Source organism: Streptomyces sp. NPDC056361 (genome assembly GCF_042262805.1).
GTDB lineage: Bacteria > Actinomycetota > Actinomycetes > Streptomycetales > Streptomycetaceae > Streptomyces.
This window is the reverse complement of the sequence record NZ_JBHJQI010000098.1, coordinates 1-18,179: the sequence shown is the minus strand read 5'-3', so window position 1 is coordinate 18,179 and position 18,179 is coordinate 1. Positions and strand designations below refer to the sequence as shown.

Genomic DNA, 18,179 nt, shown 5'->3' with positions numbered 1-18,179 from the left:
GTCCGTCGTCCGTATAAGGGGGTGATCGCCGTCCGCCGTCCGTATATCGAATTCCCCCTTCCCGTACGCAGTGAATTCCCGGCACGGGATCGGCGAATGCTCCGGCGCGAATACGGGTTCCGGGGCGGGGTGGCCGCGCCGTGCTTCGCCCGGCCCGCCCGTCGTGCGCGGGAAATCGGCACGTTAGAGTACGGGCGTGATCAGGCGGGGACCGACGCTGGAAGACGTGGCGCGGGAGGCGGGCGTCTCCAGGGCGACGGTCTCGCGGGTCGTCAACGGGGTGCGCAACGTGGACCCGGCGATCCAGGACGTGGTGCGACAGGCCATCGAGCGCACCGGATACACCCCCAACAGCGCCGCCAGGAGCCTGGTCACCGGCCGAGTCGCGCAGGCGGCCCCGCGCGCCGAGACGGTGGCGCTGGTCATCTCGGGGGCGGGGGACGCGTTCGCCGCGCGGGTGTTCGCCGACCCCTTCTTCGGGCGGGTCGTGAGCGGTGCCGTGACGTATCTGCGGGGGCGCGCGGCGCACCCCGTGCTGATGTTCGCGGAGTCCGGGGCGGCCAGGCGGCAGGTGGTGGACCACCTGCGCCGGGGCAGCGCCGACGGGGCGCTCGTCGTGTCCATCCAGGCCGACGACCCGCTGCCGCTGATGCTGGCCGCCGCGGGCATCCCCCTCGTGCTCTTCGCGCGGCCCCCGGAGGGATCGGAGGCCGCCTACGTCGACGTGGACCACCACGAGGGCGGCCGGCTCGCCGCCGCGCACCTGCTGGCCAGGGGATGCCGGAATCCCGCGACGATCCGCGCGCCCCGGGACCTCCCGGCCGGCGAGGCCCGTCTCGCCGGTTTCCGCGATGCCCTGGAGAGCGCGGGAAGGGCTGCGCCTCCGGTGGTGGAGGGCGGGTTCACGGTCGAGAGCGGCGCGGCGGCGATGCGCCGGCTCCTGGCGGAGCACCCGCGCGTGGACGGTGTCTTCGCCGCCAACGACCTGATGGCGCAAGGGGCGTGCGAGGTGCTGCGCGAGCGGGGCCTGAGCGTGCCCGGGGACGTGGCGGTGGTGGGGTTCGACGACTCCAGCGTCGCCGTGACTTGCCGGCCGCCGCTGACCACGGTGCGCCAGCCCGTGGAGCGGATGGCGGCGGCCATGGCCGAGCTGCTCGTCGGACGGCTCCAGGGCTCGCCGACCGGGCCGGCGCACCTGGTGTTCGCCCCCGAACTCGTCGTACGGGAATCGGCCTGACCGTGCCGCGCGACGGGCGGCGCGACGGTGTGCCGACGGCATTCGCACGCCGGTGAATTCCTGTTTCCGCAATACGTACGAAACTGTTCCGCAGCGCTTCGTGATGGGCTACTTTCGGCCACACACCCCCTGTGATCCTTCTACTCCGGGCGGATTTCCATGAGTCGCGCCATCGTGCTGCGAGATGTGAGCAAGAAATACGGCGGTTCCCACGTGGTGCGGCGGGTGTCCCTCACCGTCGAACCGGGGGAGTTCCTGGTGCTGCTCGGTCCTTCCGGATGCGGCAAGTCCACCGTCCTGCGGATGATCGCCGGCCTGGAGGACATCACCGACGGCGACCTGTTCCTCGACGGTGAGCACGCGAACGACGTGCCGCCCCGCGAGCGGGACATCGCCATGGTGTTCCAGAACTTCGCCCTCTACCCGTCCATGACCTCGCGGGAGAACATCGGCTTCCCCTTGAAGCTGCGGGAACCCTCGGCGGACCACGACCCGCAGGTGGAGGCGACCGCGCGGATGCTCGCCATCGAGGACCTGCTCGACCGGCTGCCCGGGCAGCTGTCCGGCGGGGAGCGCCAGCGCGTGGCGATGGGCCGGGCGATCTCCCGGCGCCCGTCGGTCTTCCTCCTCGACGAGCCGCTGTCCAGTCTCGACGCCAAGCTGCGCGGCCACCTCCGGGCCGAGATAGCCCGCCTCACCGACGAACTGGGCGTCACCACGGTCTATGTGACGCACGACCAGTCCGAGGCCATGTCGCTGGGCGACCGCGTAGCGGTCATGCGCGACGGCGTCCTCCAACAGGTCAGCCCTCCGCAGGAGTTGTACGCTCGACCCGCCAACGTCTTCGTCGCGGCCTTCGTCGGCACCCCGCGCATCAACCTCCTCGACGCGGTCGTCCACGCGCCCCTCGACGGACCGATGACCCTGGAGCTGGGCAGCCAGCGCCTCGTACTTCCACAGCCGTTGAGCATCGACCACCAGCTCCTGCGGATCCAGCAAGGCCGCCCGATCATCGTCGGGCTGCGCTCCGAGGCCGTACGCATCGCACCGCCGAGCCAGAAGCGGCCCGGTGAGGCGACGCTCGTCGGGATCGTGGAGCACGTCGAGTACCAGGGCCACGAGGCGCTCGTACACCTGGACACCGGCTCGCGGCCCGCCGTCGTGGCCGACCTGGAAGCCTCGCGGCCCCGCTCCGGCGGGCGGCGCACGAGCGGCCGCCGGAAGCGCGGATTCGGCCGGATCAGGGCCCGCGCGGCGGCTCTCGGCGTCGGCAGGGCGGCCCCGGCAGGCCGCACGTCGGCCCTCCCCGCCCCCGAGCCCGTCCCGTACGCCGACCCCCACGCAGCCCACGAACGGCGCACCGCCGGCCGCAGCGACCTCGTCCTGCGGACCGGTCCCCACGTCCGCGTCCGTCCCGGCGCCCAGGTTCCCCTCCTCGTCGACCTGGCCCAGCTGTACGTCTTCGACCACCAGGGCGCCAGGATCTGCCCGGCCCCGGACGCTCTGCCGGGCCTGGACCAGTAGGCGGCGGGGGAGTACCGACCGGCCGGCCAGGCGTCGTGGGGCAGACGGGAATGTTGACGACAGGTCCTAGTGCGCGGCCCGCTCCCGGAGCGTCTCCTGCCAGGCCGGAGCGGCCTCCTCGGGGTTCGGTGGGGCGAGGCGGCCGCCGCGGGCGAAGAAGTCGGCGAGGGGGAGGATCGCGGCGCCGACGGTGACGGCGTCGGGGCCGAGGGTGCCGAGGCCGATCCGTACGCGGGAGGAGGGGAAGGTGAGGGCGTAGTCCTGGGCGTATCCCCGGACGGTGTCCAGGAAGCGGGTGCCGAGCTGGAGGCCCGCCCAGCCGCCGACGAGGATGCGTTCGGGCTGGAAGAGGTTGATGAGGTCGGCGAAGCCGGCGCCGAGGTATTCGGCGGTCTCCTCCAGGACGGCGAGGGCGGTGGCGTCCGGGTGCGTGCCGGGGTCGGCGGGGTAGGCGGCGGCGAGCATCGCGGTGAGGGCGGTCTCCTCGTCGGCGCCGGCCGGGGGCCTGCCGCCGGCCTCGCGCCACCGTTCGAGGAGCGCCTCGGCGCCCGCGTACGCCTCCAGGCAGCCGCGGGCGCCGCAGCGGCAGCGGCGGCCGCGGACCCGTACCGTCAGGTGCCCCCATTCCACGGCCCGGCCGGGTCGTAGGTCGTCGGAGACGACCGAGGCGCCGACGCCCGAGCCGAAGAGGACGACCACGGCGTTGCGGACGCCCCGGCCGGCGCCGAACCACATCTCGGCCTGGCCGAGGGTCTTGGCGCCGTTGTCGATGACGTACGGCACGGACGCGGGCAGGGGCACGGTCTCGCGCAGGAGGCGTTCCAGTGGGACGGCGTCCCAGCCGATCGTCTGGCCGTGCACGACGGCGGGGCCTTCGGGGTCGCGGACGACGATGCCGGGGACGCCGACGCCCACCCCGAGCAGCCGCTCGGGGTCGATGCCGGCCTGCCGGACGACCTCCTCGACGCCGTCGCGGACGTGGCCGACGACGACGCCGACCTCGTACCGGTCGACGCGGCGGGGGCCCTCCGGGTCCAGCGGCCGCTCCACGCGGGCGAGTTCGGTGAGTGCCATGTCGAACAGCTCGACGCGGACGCGGGTCTCGCCGACGTCCACGCCGATCATGTAGGCGCTCGTCTGGCGGATGCGGAGGAGGGTGCGCGGGCGGCCGCCGGCCGAGTCGACGCTGCCGGCCTCCTCCACGAGGCCGTCCGCGACGAGTTCGGCGACGACGTTGCTGACCGAACCCGAGCTCAGTCCGGTCGCGGGGCCCAGCGAGAAGCGGCTCATCGGCCCGTCGAAATACAACCGTTGCAGTACCGCGGTGCGGTTCTCCCGCCGCAGGTCACGCACGGTCCGGCCGCTGCGTACGCTCACCGAGCACCCTCTTCCCTTGGATCGGATTCGCAACATACCCCTGGCAGACCTCTTGACGCCACCTTCGCTTGAGGTTTAACTCACATCCTAAATTAAGTCGGGAGAGGGCTTCGGAGGTTGAACGCGGGACGTCGCGCTCCCTCCTCCCCGACTTCCCACGCCCCCTAGAAAGGCCCTTGGGACCATGCGCAGAATCAGAGCCGCCGCCGTCGGTGCCGTCACCCTCTCCCTCGTCCTCTCGGCGGCCGCCTGCGGAGGCGGCTCCACCGACGGGGCCGGCTCCAACACCCAGCCGAAGACCCTCACCTACTGGGCCTCCAACCAGGGCGCGAGCCTGGAGGTCGACAAGAAGGTCCTCCAGCCCGAACTCGACAAGTTCGAGAAGGAGACCGGCATCAAGGTGAAGCTGGAGGTCGTCCCCTGGTCCGACCTCCTCAACCGCATCCTCACCGCCACCACCTCCGGCCAGGGCCCGGACGTCCTCAACATCGGCAACACCTGGAGCGCCTCCCTCCAGGCCAGCGGCGCCCTGCTGCCCTGGGACGCGAAGAACTTCGAGAAGATCGGCGGAAAGGACCGCTTCGTCGACTCCGCCCTCGGCTCCACCGGCGTCCAGGGCCAGGACCCGGCCGCCGTCCCGCTGTACTCCATGGCGTACGCGCTCTACTACAACAAGAAGATGTTCAAGGACGCCGGCGTGGAGAAGCCCCCGGCCACCTGGGACGAGCTGATCGCCACCGGCAAGAAGATCACCAAGGGCGGCGGTTCCGGCATAGGCGTCGAGGGCTCCAACCTCTCCAACAACATCCACCAGGTCTTCGTCCTCGGCAAGCAGCACGGTGCCGACTTCTTCACCCCCGACGGCAAGGCCGACTTCACCTCCGACGGCGCCGTCGCCGCCGTCAAGCAGTACGTCGACCTCATGGCCACCGACAAGATCGTCGCCCCCGGCAACGCCGAGTACGCCCAGAACCAGTCCCTCAGCGACTTCGCCAAGAACAAGACCGCCATGGTCCTCTGGCAGACCGCCTCCGCCACGTTCAAGGCCCAGGGCATGGCCGACGACGAGTGGGGCGTCGCCCCCGCGCCCGTCCCGTCCGGCGCCCCCGGCCAGGGCAAGGCCACCAACTCCATGGTCGCCGGCATCAACCTGGCCGTCTTCAAGAACACCAAGAACATCGACGGCGCCCTCAAGTTCGTGAACTTCATGACCGGCGACGCCGAGCAGAAGGTCCTCAACACGGCCTACGGCTCCATCCCGCCGGTGAAGAGCGCCCAGCAGGACCCCGCGTTCAGCGGCCCCGCCCTCGCCGTCCTGCGCGACACGCTCGCCACCAGCGCCGCCGCCCTCCCGCAGGTCCCCGAGGAGTCGCAGTTCGAGACCGTCGTCGGCACCGCGGTCAAGGAGCTGTTCGCCGACGCCGCCGCCGGCCGCGCCGTCACCACCGAGTCGGTCCGGGCCAAGCTCGAAAAGGCCCAGCAGCAGATGCCCAAGAAGTGAGTCCGAACGCCACCATGACCACCACCGCCATCGAGAAGAGCGGCGGACGGAGCGGGCAGCGGCACACCCCCGGGACGGCGCCCCGCCGGCGCCGCCCCGGGCGGCTCAAGGCCGCAAGCCTGCCGTACCTGCTGCTCCTGCCGGCCCTGCTCCTCGAACTCCTGGTCCACCTCGTGCCGATGTTCATCGGCATCGTGATGAGCTTCCGGGAACTCACCCAGTTCTTCATCCGCGACTGGAGCAGCGCCCCCTGGGCCGGCCTGGACAACTACGCCGTCTCCGTCGACTTCGACGCCCCCGTCGGCGAGGCGCTGCTCGCCTCGTTCTTCACCACCTGCCTCTTCACGCTCTGCTCGGTCGGCCTGTGCTGGCTGCTCGGCACCGCGGCCGCGATCTTCATGCAGGAGACCTTCAGGGGCCGGGGCTTCCTGCGGGCGCTCTTCCTCGTCCCGTACGCCCTGCCGGTCTACGCGGCGGTCATCACCTGGGCGTTCATGTTCCAGCGGGACAACGGCCTCGTGAACCACGTGCTGCACGACCAGCTCGGCATCGGTGACAGCCCCGCCTTCTGGCTCATCGGCGACAACGCCTTCGTGACCCTGCTGGTCGTCTCCGTCTGGAAGGGCTGGCCCTTCGCCTTCCTCATCATGATGGCCGGGCTCCAGAACATCCCCAAGGAGATCTACGAGGCCGCGGCCCTCGACGGGGCCGGCGTCTGGCAGCAGATCCGCCGCATCACCCTGCCGTCCCTCCGCCCGGTCAACCAGGTCCTGGTCCTCGTGCTCTTCCTCTGGACCTTCAACGACTTCAACACCCCCTTCGTCCTCTTCGGGAAGGCGGCCCCCGAGTCCGCCGACCTGATCTCCCTGCACATCTACCAGTCCTCGTTCCAGACCTGGAACTTCGGCACCGGCTCGGCGATGTCCGTCCTCCTGCTGCTGTTCCTCCTGGTCGTCACGGGCGGCTACCTGTTCCTCACCACCCGGGGAAGGAAGGCGAGCGATGCCTGACACCGCACGGAGGCGCCCGCGCTCCCCGATGGCGATGCCCCGCTCCTTCCTCTGGAGCCGCCGGATCTTCCTCACCCTGCTCACCGGCTTCGTCCTGCTACCGGTGTACGTGATGGTCTCCAGTTCCCTGAAGCCGCTCGAGGACGTCTCGGGGAAGTTCCAGTGGATCCCCTCAGGGCTCACCCTCCGGCCGTACTTCGACATCTGGGAGACCGTCCCGCTCGCCGACTACTTCGTGAACTCGGTGGTCGTCGCCGGGGCCGCGACGGTCTGCTCCGTCACCATCGCGGTCTTCGCGGCCTACGCGGTCAGCCGGTACGCCTTCCGCGGCAAGCGCGTCTTCACGGTCACCGTGCTGTCCACGCAGATGTTCCCCGGCATCCTCTTCCTGCTGCCGCTGTTCCTCATCTACGTCAACATCGGCAACGCCACCGGCATCGCCCTCTTCGGCTCGCGCGGCGGTCTGATCCTCACGTATCTGACCTTCTCGCTGCCGTTCTCGGTCTGGATGCTCATCGGCTACTTCGACGCGGTGCCGCGCGACCTCGACGAAGCCGCCAAGGTCGACGGCTGCGGCCCCCTCGGAGCCCTCTTCCGGGTCATCATGCCCGCCGCGGTCCCCGGCATCGTCGCCGTCGCCGTGTACGCCTTCATGACCGCGTGGGGCGAGGTCCTCTTCGCCTCGGTCATGACCAACGACACCACCCGCACCCTCGCCGTCGGCCTCCAGGGCTACGCCACCCAGAACGACGTCTACTGGAACCAGGTGATGGCCGCCTCCCTCGTGGTCAGCGTGCCCGTCGTCGCCGGGTTCCTCCTCCTCCAGCGCTACCTCGTCACCGGCCTCACCGCCGGCGCGGTCAAGTGACGCCGCCCACCGGCGCCACCGCCACTGAAAGGACTCCCGTGTCTGAACCGCTCGACCTCGCCGCCTTCCCGGCCTCCTTCACCTGGGGCACGGCCACGTCCGCGTACCAGATCGAGGGCGCCGTCGCCGAGGACGGCCGCGGCCCCTCCATCTGGGACACCTTCTCGCGCACCCCCGGTGCCGTCGACAACGGCGACCACGGCGACACCGCCTGCGACCACTACCACCGGTGGCCCGAGGACGTCGCCCTGATGAAGGAGCTCGGGACCGACGCCTACCGGCTGTCCGTCGCCTGGCCCCGCGTGCTGCCCGGCGGCGACGGGCCGGTCAACGCGGCCGGACTCGACTTCTACGACCGGCTCGTCGACGGTCTGCTCGACGCCGGGATCACCCCGTCCGTCACCCTGTACCACTGGGACCTGCCGCAGGCCCTCCAGGACCGCGGCGGCTGGACCGTCCGCGAGACGGCCGAACACCTCGCGGCCTACTCCACCGTCGTCGCCGAACGCCTCGGCGACCGCGTCACCCAGTGGGCCACCCTCAACGAACCCCTCTGCTCGGGCTGGATAGGCCACCTGGAGGGGCGCATGGCCCCGGGCCTCACCGACCTCACGGCCGCCGTCCGCGCCTCGTACCACCTCCTGCTCGCCCACGGCCTCGCCACGCAGGCCGTCCGCGCCGCCGCTCCGGGCGCGCAGGTCGGCCTGGTCACCAACCACTCGACCGTCGCGCCCGCCTCCACCCGGCCCGAGGACGTCGCCGCGGCGGCCCGCATGGACGGCCACACCAACCGCTGGTGGCTCGACCCGGTGTACGGCCGGGGCTTCCCCGTCGACATGCGCGAGCTGTACGGGGTCGAACTCCCCGAGCGGCCGGGCGACCTGGAGACCATCGCCGCCCCGCTCGACTGGCACGGCCTCAACTACTACTTCCCGGCGACCGTCGCCGACGACCCCGCCGGCCCCGTCCCGTACGCGACCGAGGTCCGGCTGCCCGACGTGCCGCGCACCGGCATGGACTGGCAGATCGACGCGGGCGGTCTGGAGGCCTTCCTGCTGCGGCTCACCGAGGACTACGGCGTGCGCAAGCTGTACGTCACCGAGAACGGCTCGGCCTTCCCCGACACCGTCGGACCCGACGGCCGCGTCCATGACCCGGAGCGCACCCGCTACCTGGAGCAGCACCTCGCCGCCTGCGCCGCGGCGCTGCGCAAGGGCGCCCCGCTCGCCGGGTACTACGCCTGGTCCCTGCTCGACAACTTCGAATGGGCCTACGGCTACGACAAGCGCTTCGGCCTCGTCCACGTCGACTACGCGACGCAGCGGCGCACCGTGAAGAGCAGCGGGCGACGGTACGCGGACATCGTCCGGGCCCACCGGGAGGCCGCCTCCGGCTGACCCGCGGTCCTTCCCGCCACCTGAGAGCCGCCCCCGGCACCGCCGGGGGCGGCCTTCGGCATGCCCGCGCGACGGTGGCTCCCGCCGTCTCGCCCGCGGGGGCGTACCGGGCGATGTCGGGCACGATCGATGACGGATACCTGCAACTCGCTTGCGTCGCTTGCGCTAGTCTTGCGCTCATGACGCGACGACTTGCTCAAGTGGCGAAGAAGGTGGGGGTCAGCGAGGCCACGGTCAGCCGTGTCCTCAACGGCAAGCCCGGGGTCTCCGAAGCGACACGGCAGTCCGTGCTCACCGCCCTGGACGTCCTCGGATACGAGCGGCCCACGCAGCTGCGCGGCGAGCGCGCCCGGCTCGTCGGCCTGGTCCTTCCGGAGCTCCAGAACCCGATCTTCCCGGCGTTCGCCGAGGTCATCGGGGGCGCGCTCGCGCAGCAGGGGCTGACCCCCGTGCTGTGCACGCAGACCAAGGGGGGCGTGTCCGAGGCCGACTACGTGGACCTCCTGCTGCAGCAGCAGGTCTCCGGCGTGGTCTTCGCCGGAGGGCTGTTCGCGCAGGCCGCCGCACCGCACGACCACTACCACCAGCTGGCCGAGCGCAACATCCCGGTGGTCCTCATCAACGCCGCGATCGAGGGGCTGAACTTCCCCTGCGTCTCCTGCGACGACGCCGTCGCCGTCGAGCAGGCCTGGCGCCACCTCGCCTCCCTCGGGCACGAGCGGATCGGCCTGGTCCTCGGCCCCGGCGACCACATCCCCTCCCGCCGCAAGCTCGAAGCCGCCCGCGGCGTCGTCGCGGCCACCGGCAAGGAGCTGACCGACGAGTTCGTCGAGCGGTCGATCTTCTCCCTCGAAGGCGGCCAGGCCTCCGCCGCCCGGCTCCTGGAGCGCGGGGTCACCGGGATCGTGTGCGCGAGCGACCCGCTGGCCCTCGGGGCCATCCGGGCCGCGCGCCGGCGGGGGCTGTCGGTGCCGGAGGACGTGTCGGTCGTCGGCTTCGACGACTCGGCCTTCATGAACTGCACCGAGCCTCCGCTGTCGACCGTCCGCCAGCCCATCGAGGCCATGGGCCGCGCGGTCGTCGAACTGCTCTGCGCCCAGATCCAGGGCACCCAGACCCACCCCGGCGAGCTGCTCTTCGAGCCCGAACTCGTCGTCCGCGGGTCGACGGCGCAGCCGCCCGTCGGCTGAGCCGGGGCCTCCGCCCTCCGTTCGCTCCCTTCCCGCCGGCACCGGCACCGAGGACGCCTCCGAGGCGCCCGGTGCCGGTGCTTTTTTGCGTCCGGAAGTTCCCCGACCGTTGACAAAGTCGTGACCCGGTAGAAACCTGTCACCTCGGCGACGCAAAAGATTGACTGAATCACTCAAAAGTGAGGTCATGCGTCGCACTTCACTGTCGGAGTCATGCCGGGTTCCCGCCGAACACCCCTGTAGCTCTCCTCTCCGCGGACAGGGCGCGAGCCGGGGCCCGAATCAGGGAAAGGTCACCATGAGAGGCACACACCTGAGCCGGCGGCTCACGGCCGGAGCGCTGACCGCCGGCCTGCTCGCCATCGGGCTGCTCCCCGCCCCCGCGCACGCCGCGGTGGCAGCGGAGCCCAACCTGGCGCTCGGCCGGGCCGCGACGGCCGGCGGCGCCCACGGCGCCTACCCGGCCCGCAACGTCACCGACGGCAGCCAGCAGTCCTACTGGGAAGGGCCTGCCGGCTCCTTCCCCCAATGGGTGCAGATCGACCTGGGCGCCGCCGTGAACGTCGACCGGGTCGCGCTGAAGCTCCCCACCGGCTGGGGAGCGCGCTCCGAGGCCGTCGGCATCCTGGGCAGCACCGACGGCAGCACCTTCACCACCCTCTCCGCGCCCCGGGCCCGCGCCTTCGACCCGGCCGCCGCGAACGCCGTCGACATCGACCTCACCGCGGCCACCACCCGGTACGTCCGGATCCAGGTCGACTCCAACACGGGCTGGAACGCCGCCCAGTTGTCCGAGGTCGAGGTCTACGGGGAGGCCGGCGGCCCCGTCGACCCGCCCGTCGAAGGAACCAACCTGGCCCGCGGCAAGCCGATCGAGGCGACCTCCACCACCCAGAACTACGCCGCCACCCACGCCGACGACGACAACGTCGGCACCTACTGGGAGTCCGCCGGCCTCCCGGCCGACCTGACCGTACGCCTCGGCGCCGACGCCGACATCAGCGCCGTCGTCGTGAAGCTCAACCCCGACCAGGTGTGGGGCCCGCGGACCCAGTCCTTCCAGGTTCTCGGCCGCGCCCAGGGGGCCACCGCCTTCACCTCCCTCAAGGCCCGCGCCGACTACGCCTTCAGCCCGTCCTCCGGCGGGAACTCCGTCGTCGTCCCCGTCACCGGCCGCTACGCGGACCTCCGGCTCGCGTTCTCGGCCAACACCGGCGCCCCCGGCGCCCAGGTCGCCGAATTCCAGGTCCTCGGCACGGCGGCCCCGAACCCCGACCTCGTCGTCACCGGCCTGTCCTGGGCGCCGGCGGCACCGTCCGAGGCGGACGCCGTCACGGTCGGCGCCACGGTCCGCAACACCGGCACCGCGACCGCCGCCGCCACGACCGTGAACGTCAGCGTCGAAGGGACCGTCGCCGGGTCCGCCCCGGTGGCCTCCCTCCCCGCCGGAGCGTCCACGACCGTCGCGGTCCCCGTGGGCCGGCGGCCGATGGGCTCGTACACCGTCTCCGCCGTCGTCGACCCGACGGACACCGTCGCCGAGCAGGACAACGGCAACAACAGCCGCACCGCGGCCACGAAGCTGACCGTAGGCCAGAGCCCCGGCCCCGACCTGAGGGTCACCGGCATCGCCGCCAACCCGTCGGCACCCGCCGTCGGCGCGCCCGTCTCCTTCACCGTCACGGTCCAGAACCGCGGCACCACCGCCGTCCCCGCCGGCACGGTCACCCGCCTCTCCGCCGGCACCACCACCCTCCAGGGCACCACGCCGGCCATCGCCGCCGGGGACTCCGTCGCCGTCGCCGTCGCCGGAACCTGGACGGCCACCAGCGGCGGCGTCACCCTGACCGCCACGGCCGACGCCACCGGCACGGTCGCCGAGACCGACGAGAACAACAACGTCTTCGCGCGCTCCCTCGTCGTCGGACGCGGCGCCGCCGTGCCGTACACCGAGTACGAGGCGGAGGACGCCCGCTACCAGGGCACGCTCCTGACGAGCGACCCGAAGCGCACCTTCGGCCACACCAATTTCGCCACCGAGTCCTCCGGCCGGAAGTCCGTGCGGCTCACGGCCACCGGCCAGTTCGTCGAGTTCACCTCCACGAACGCCGCGAACTCGATCGTGGTCCGCAACTCGATCCCCGACGCCCCCGCGGGCGGCGGCGCCGAGGCGACGATCAGCCTCTACGTCAACGACACCTTCCTGCGGAAGCTGACCCTCTCCTCCAAGCACAGCTGGCTCTACGGCACCACCGACAGTCCCGAGGGCCTGACCAACACCCCGCAGGGGGACGCGCGGCGGCTCTTCGACGAGTCCCATGCCCTGCTGACGCAGACCTACCCCGTCGGGACGAAGTTCCGCCTCCAGCGGGACGCCGGCGACACGGCCGCCTTCTACGTCCTCGACCTGATCGACCTGGAGCAGGTCGCCCCGGCCGCCAGCCAGCCGGCCGGATGCACCTCCATCACCGCGTACGGAGCCGTCCCCAACGACGGCATCGACGACACCGACGCCATCCAGCGGGCCGTCACCGCCGACCAGAAGGGCGAGATCGGCTGCGTGTGGATCCCCGCCGGGCAGTGGCGCCAGGAGCAGAAGATCCTGACCGACGACCCCCTGAACCGCGGCGAGTTCAACCAGGTCGGCATCCGCGACGTGACCATCCGCGGCGCCGGCATGTGGCACTCCCAGCTCTACACCACCACCCCGCCGCACCAGGCGGGCGGCATCAACCACCCGCACGAGGGCAACTTCGGCTTCGACATCGACCACAACACCCAGATCTCCGACATCGCGATCTTCGGATCCGGCACCATCCGGGGCGGTGACGGCAACGCCGAGGGCGGAGTCGGCCTCAACGGCCGGTTCGGCAAGGGCACGAAGATCGGCAACGTGTGGATCGAGCACGCGAACGTCGGCGTGTGGGCCGGCCGCGACTACTCCAACATCCCCGAGCTGTGGGGCCCCGGCGACGGCGTCGAGTTCACCGGCATGCGCGTCCGCAACACCTACGCCGACGGCATCAACTTCGCCAACGGCACCCGCAACTCGACCGTCTACAACTCGTCCTTCCGCAACACCGGCGACGACGCGCTGGCCGTCTGGTCCAGCAAGTACGTCAAGGACACGTCGGTGGACATCGGCCACGACAACCACTTCCGCAACAACACGATCCAGCTGCCGTGGCGCGCCAACGGCATCGCCGTGTACGGCGGCTACGGCAACACCATCGAGAACAACGTCATCTCCGACACCATGAACTACCCGGGGATCATGCTGGCGACCGACCACGACCCGCTGCCCTTCACCGGACAGACCCTCATCGCCAACAACGCCTTGCACCGCACCGGCGGAGCGTTCTGGAACGAGGACCAGGAGTTCGGCGCCATCACGCTCTTCGCGCAGGGCCAGGACATCCCGGGCGTCACCATCCGCGACACCGACATCCTCGACTCGACCTACGACGGCATCCAGTTCAAGACCGGCGGCGGAGTGATGCCCGACGTGCGGATCAGCAACGTCCGCATCGACGGGTCCACCAACGGCTCCGGGATCCTCGCGATGAGCGGAGCCCGGGGCAGCGCCACCCTCGAGAACGTCACGATCACCGGCAGCGCCGAGGGGGACGTCCTCGTCGAGCCCGGCTCGCAGTTCGTCGTCAACCGGGCCGGTTGACCTCCGTGCACACCATCCGAGAGCGAGGACAGACGACCATGCGCACATGGAGATCACGGGGCCTGAGCGCCGCGATCGCGACCAGCCTCCTGGCCCTGGGAGGCCCCCTCACGGCCGCCACGGCGGCGGGCGGCCCCAACATCGCCCTGGGCGACGCCACCGCGGCGGCCAGCGCCCACGCCGAGTACGGCGCCGCGAACATCACCGACGGGAACCAGGGCACCTACTGGCAGAGCGCGGGCAGCACCCTGCCCCAGTGGGTCCAGGTCGACCTCGGCGCCACGACCCGTGTGGACGAGGTGGTCCTGAAGCTCCCCGCGGGCTGGGAGAGCCGCAGCCAGACGCTGTCCGTCCAGGGCAGCGCCGACGGCACGAGCTTCACCACCCTCAAGAGCTCCGCCACCTACGCCTTCGCCCCGGGCGCGGCCAACACGGTCACGGTCGCCTTCCCGGCCACCCGGACCCGGTTCGTACGGGTCGACATCACCGCCAACACCGGCTGGCAGGCCGCCCAGCTCTCGGAGCTGGAGGTCCACGCCGCCGACGGCTCCTCGGGCAACCTGGCGAGCGGCCGCACCCTCACGTCGAGCAGCCACACCGAGGTCTACACGGCGGCCAACGCCAACGACGGCAACCGGGGCACCTACTGGGAGAGCGCCAACAACGCCCTGCCCCAGTGGCTCCAGGCCGACCTGGGCTCCGCCGTACGCGTCGACCGCGTCGTCCTCCGGCTGCCCGAGACCTGGGGCGCCCGCAGCCAGACCCTGAAGATCCAGGGCAGCACCGACGGCACCGCGTTCACCGACCTCACGGCCTCCCGGGCGTACGCCTTCGACGCCGCCGGCGGCCACGCGGCGACCCTCGCCTTCGACGCCACGACCACCCGCTTCGTACGGGTCCTGGTGACCGCGAACACGGTCCAGCCCGCCGCCCAGATATCCGAGTTCGAGGTCTACGGCCCGGCCACCGGCGACACCCAGGCGCCTTCCGCGCCGACCGGCCTGGCCTACACCGAGCCCGCCACCGGACAGATCCGGCTCACCTGGAACGCGGCCACCGACGACACCGCCGTCACCGGCTACGACGTCTACGCCAACGGGACCCTCCTCACGAGCGTCGCCGGGAACGTCACCACGTTCACCGACAACCGGCCGGCGAACCAGACCGTGTCCTACCGCGTACGGGCCAAGGACGCGGCCGGCAACCAGTCGGGCGACAGCAACACCGTCACCCGTACCGCCGACGCGGGGGACACCCAGGCACCGACCGCGCCCGCGAACCTCGCCTTCACCGAGCCCACGAGCGGCCAGGTCAAGCTCACCTGGACCGCGTCGACCGACGACACCGCCGTCACGGGCTACGACGTCTACGCCAACGGGACCCTGCGCACCACCGTCGCCGGCGGCACCACGACGTACACCGACACCCAGCCCGCCTCGGCCACCGTCACCTATCGGGTCCGGGCCAAGGACGCGGCGGGCAACCAGTCCGGCGACAGCAACGCCGTCACCCGCAACGGCACCGGCGGCACCGGCTCCGACCTCGCCGTGGCCAAGCCGATCAGCGCCTCCTCCACCGTCCACACGTTCGTCGCCGAGAACGCCAACGACAACAACCCGACGACGTACTGGGAAGGCGCCGGCGGCAGCTACCCGAACACGCTCACCGTCAAGCTCGGCGCCAACGCCGACCTCGACCGGCTCGTCCTCCGGCTCGACCCGGACACCGCCTGGGCGGCCCGCTCGCAGACCGTCGAGGTCCTCGGCCGCGAACAGAACGCCACCGCCTTCACCACCCTGGCCGCCGCGCAGAGCCTCCGCTTCGACCCGGCGAGCGGCAACAGCGTGACCGTCCCGGTCTCCGGGCGCGTCGCCGACGTCCAGCTCAAGTTCACCGCCAACACCGGGGCCCCGGCCGGCCAGCTCGCCGACTTCCGGGTCATCGGGGTCCCGGCCCCCAACCCCGACCTGGAGGTCACCGGCCTCACCGTGTCGCCGGCGGCTCCGACGGAGGCCGACCCGATCACCGTGTCGGCCACCGTCCGCAACAGCGGACCCGCCGCCGCACCGGCCAGCACCGTCGCACTGCGCCTGGGCGGCACCAAGGTCGCCACGGCACAGGTCGGAGCCCTGGCCGCCGGCGCCCAGACCACGGTCGGCGCCTCCGTCGGCGCGCGCGACGCCGGCACCTACCAGCTGAGCGCCGTCGCCGACGAGGCGAACGCCGTCATCGAGCAGAACGAGTCCAACAACACCCACACCAGCCCCACCGCCCTGGTGGTCAAGCCGGTCGCGGGATCCGACCTCGTCACCGCCTCGGTGACGACCACGCCGTCGAGTCCGGCCGCGGGCGACACCGTCACGTTCAAGGCGACCGTGAGGAACCAGGGCACCGACGCCAGCGCCGCGGGCGGCCACGGCGTCACCCTCAACCTCGTCGACTCCCGGGGCACCACGGTCAAGACCCTCACCGGATCCCACACCGGGACCCTCGCCGCCGGTGCCACCGCCGAGGTGACCCTCGGCCCGTGGACCGCGGCCAACGGCTCGTACACCGTGCGGACCGTCCTCGCCGACGACGGCAACGAGCCGCCGGCCAAGCGGGCGAACAACACCTCCACCCAGCCGCTGTTCGTCGGACGCGGCGCGAACATGCCGTACGACATGTACGAGGCGGAGGACGGCACCGCCGGCGGCGGCGCCACCGTCGTCGGACCCAACCGGACCGTCGGCGACATCGCGGGCGAGGCCTCCGGCCGCAAGGCCGTCAACCTCGACGCGACCGGCGAGTACGTCGAGTTCACCACCCGCGCCGCCACCAACACCCTGGTCACCCGCTTCTCGATCCCGGACGCCCCCGGCGGAGGCGGCATCGACTCCACCCTCTCGGTGTACGTCGACGGCGTGTTCAAGAAGGCGCTCCCGCTCACCTCGAAGTACGCCTGGCTGTACGGCAGCGAGACCGCGCCCGGCAACTCCCCGGGCTCCGGCGCCCCGCGCCACATCTACGACGAGGCCCACCTCCTCCTCGGCGAGACGGTCCCGGCGGGCGCGAAGATCAGGCTCCAGAAGGACGCGGCCAACACCTCCACGTACGCGATCGACTTCGTGAACCTGGAGCAGGTCGCCCCGGCCGCCAACCCCGACCCGGCCGCGTACACCGTGCCGGCCGGGACCACGCACCAGGACGTGCAGAACGCCCTGGACAAGGTCCGCATGGACACCACCGGCACCCTCGTCGGCGTCTACCTGCCGCCGGGCGACTACCAGACGTCGAGCAAGTTCCAGGTGTACGGCAAGCCCGTCAAGGTCGTCGGCGCGGGGCCGTGGTACACGGCCTTCCACGCCCCCTCCACCCAGGACAACACCGACGTCGGCTTCCGCGCCGAGGCGTCGGCGAAGGGCTCCCTCTTCAAGGGCTTCGCCTACTTCGGCAACTACACCTCGCGGATCGACGGCCCGGGCAAGGTGTTCGACTTCGCCAACGTGTCCGACATCGTCATCGACGACATCTGGAACGAGCACATGGTCTGCCTCTACTGGGGCGCCAACACCGACCGCATGACCATCAAGAACTCCCGGATCCGCAACCTCTTCGCCGACGGCGTCAACATGACCAACGGCTCCACGGACAACCTCGTCACCAACAACGACGCCCGGGCGACGGGCGACGACAGCTTCGCCCTGTTCTCCGCGATCGACGCCGGCGGCGCCGACATGAAGAACAACGTCTACGAGAACCTCACCACCACCCTGACCTGGCGGGCGGCGGGCGTGGCCGTCTACGGCGGCTACGACAACACCTTCCGCAACATCCACATCGCCGACACGCTCGTCTACTCCGGGATCACCATCTCGTCCCTCGACTTCGGCTACCCGATGAACGGCTTCGGGACCGGGCCCACCACCTTCGAGAACATCTCCGTCGTCCGGGCCGGCGGCCACTTCTGGGGCTCGCAGACCTTCCCCGGCATCTGGGTCTTCTCCGCCTCGAAGGTCTTCCAGGGCATCAGGGTCAACCACGTCGACATCGTCGACCCCACCTACAGCGGAGTGATGTTCCAGACGAACTACGTCGGCGGCCAGCCCCAGTTCCCCATCAAGGACACGGTCTTCACGGACGTCTCCGTCACCGGCGCCCGCAAGAGCGGTGACGCCTTCGACGCCAAGTCCGGCTTCGGCCTCTGGGCCAACGAGATGCCGGAGTCCGGCCAGGGCCCGGCCGTGGGCGAAGTGACGTTCAACGGCCTCGAACTGAACGGCAACGCGGTCGACGTGCGCAACAGCACATCGACCTTCAAGATCGACATCAACCCGTAGTCCCGGCGGTCCACGGACCGCTCCCCACCCGCGACCGGCGCGGGCCCCACCCGGGGGCCCCCCCGCACGGGGCGCAAACT

General features: G+C 71.3%; 10 protein-coding genes. 9 read left to right on the top strand and 1 reads right to left on the bottom strand.

Annotation, left to right across the window (positions count from 1 at the left end; all coding sequences use genetic code 11):
- Positions 1–196 precede the first annotated feature (196 nt).
- Together ACFCY7_RS27315 and ACFCY7_RS27310 are read left to right on the top strand one after the other, a co-directional pair.
- Entirely contained in the window at positions 197–1,237 is a 1,041-nt protein-coding gene (locus tag ACFCY7_RS27315) for a LacI family DNA-binding transcriptional regulator (RefSeq protein WP_376488708.1), read from the top strand.
- 159 nt (positions 1,238–1,396) lie between these two features.
- Complete coding sequence (locus ACFCY7_RS27310) at positions 1,397–2,761, top strand: ABC transporter ATP-binding protein (protein WP_376488707.1); 1,365 nt, start codon at positions 1,397–1,399, stop codon at positions 2,759–2,761.
- Positions 2,762–2,827: 66 nt separating this feature from the next.
- Here ACFCY7_RS27310 and ACFCY7_RS27305 read toward each other — a convergent pair whose 3' ends face one another.
- On the bottom strand, positions 2,828–4,138 hold the full coding sequence (locus ACFCY7_RS27305) for an ROK family protein (RefSeq protein WP_376488706.1): 1,311 nt from the start codon (positions 4,136–4,138) through the stop codon (positions 2,828–2,830).
- A 184-nt stretch (positions 4,139–4,322) separates the two neighbouring features.
- Here ACFCY7_RS27305 and ACFCY7_RS27300 point away from each other — a divergent pair, with 184 nt between their 5' ends.
- The 7 genes from ACFCY7_RS27300 (at position 4,323) to ACFCY7_RS27270 (ending at position 18,099) form a co-directional block, all read left to right on the top strand.
- The gene (locus tag ACFCY7_RS27300; RefSeq protein ID WP_376488705.1) at positions 4,323–5,639 is read left to right on the top strand and encodes an ABC transporter substrate-binding protein; all 1,317 of its coding nucleotides are present in this window, start codon (positions 4,323–4,325) and stop codon (positions 5,637–5,639) included.
- A gap of 14 nt (positions 5,640–5,653) precedes the next feature.
- A complete protein-coding gene (locus ACFCY7_RS27295) occupies positions 5,654–6,649 on the top strand; it encodes a carbohydrate ABC transporter permease (RefSeq protein ID WP_376488704.1) in 996 nt (331 codons plus the stop codon).
- Positions 6,650–6,677: 28 nt separating this feature from the next.
- Complete coding sequence (locus ACFCY7_RS27290; protein WP_376488716.1) at positions 6,678–7,517, top strand: carbohydrate ABC transporter permease; 840 nt, start codon at positions 6,678–6,680, stop codon at positions 7,515–7,517.
- A 38-nt stretch (positions 7,518–7,555) separates the two neighbouring features.
- Complete coding sequence (locus ACFCY7_RS27285) at positions 7,556–8,914, top strand: GH1 family beta-glucosidase (RefSeq protein ID WP_376488703.1); 1,359 nt, start codon at positions 7,556–7,558, stop codon at positions 8,912–8,914.
- A gap of 179 nt (positions 8,915–9,093) precedes the next feature.
- On the top strand, positions 9,094–10,104 hold the full coding sequence (locus ACFCY7_RS27280) for a LacI family DNA-binding transcriptional regulator (protein WP_376488702.1): 1,011 nt from the start codon (positions 9,094–9,096) through the stop codon (positions 10,102–10,104).
- A gap of 298 nt (positions 10,105–10,402) precedes the next feature.
- Positions 10,403–13,780, top strand: coding sequence for a CARDB domain-containing protein (locus ACFCY7_RS27275; RefSeq protein ID WP_376488701.1), 3,378 nt, complete (start codon positions 10,403–10,405; stop codon positions 13,778–13,780).
- A gap of 38 nt (positions 13,781–13,818) precedes the next feature.
- Entirely contained in the window at positions 13,819–18,099 is a 4,281-nt protein-coding gene (locus ACFCY7_RS27270) for a discoidin domain-containing protein (RefSeq protein WP_376488700.1), read from the top strand.
- Positions 18,100–18,179 lie beyond the last annotated feature (80 nt).

What these genes read in the sequence shown, in the direction of transcription:
- ACFCY7_RS27275 (WP_376488701.1), top strand. Translation starts at nt 10,403, where the DNA reads ATGAGAGGCACACACCTGAGCCGGCGGCTCACGGCCGGAGCGCTGACC.
- ACFCY7_RS27300 (WP_376488705.1), top strand. Translation starts at nt 4,323, where the DNA reads ATGCGCAGAATCAGAGCCGCCGCCGTCGGTGCCGTCACCCTCTCCCTC.
- ACFCY7_RS27280 (WP_376488702.1), top strand. Translation starts at nt 9,094, where the DNA reads ATGACGCGACGACTTGCTCAAGTGGCGAAGAAGGTGGGGGTCAGCGAG.
- ACFCY7_RS27290 (WP_376488716.1), top strand. Translation starts at nt 6,678, where the DNA reads ATGGCGATGCCCCGCTCCTTCCTCTGGAGCCGCCGGATCTTCCTCACC.
- ACFCY7_RS27270 (WP_376488700.1), top strand. Translation starts at nt 13,819, where the DNA reads ATGCGCACATGGAGATCACGGGGCCTGAGCGCCGCGATCGCGACCAGC.
- ACFCY7_RS27295 (WP_376488704.1), top strand. Translation starts at nt 5,654, where the DNA reads ATGACCACCACCGCCATCGAGAAGAGCGGCGGACGGAGCGGGCAGCGG.
- ACFCY7_RS27310 (WP_376488707.1), top strand. Translation starts at nt 1,397, where the DNA reads ATGAGTCGCGCCATCGTGCTGCGAGATGTGAGCAAGAAATACGGCGGT.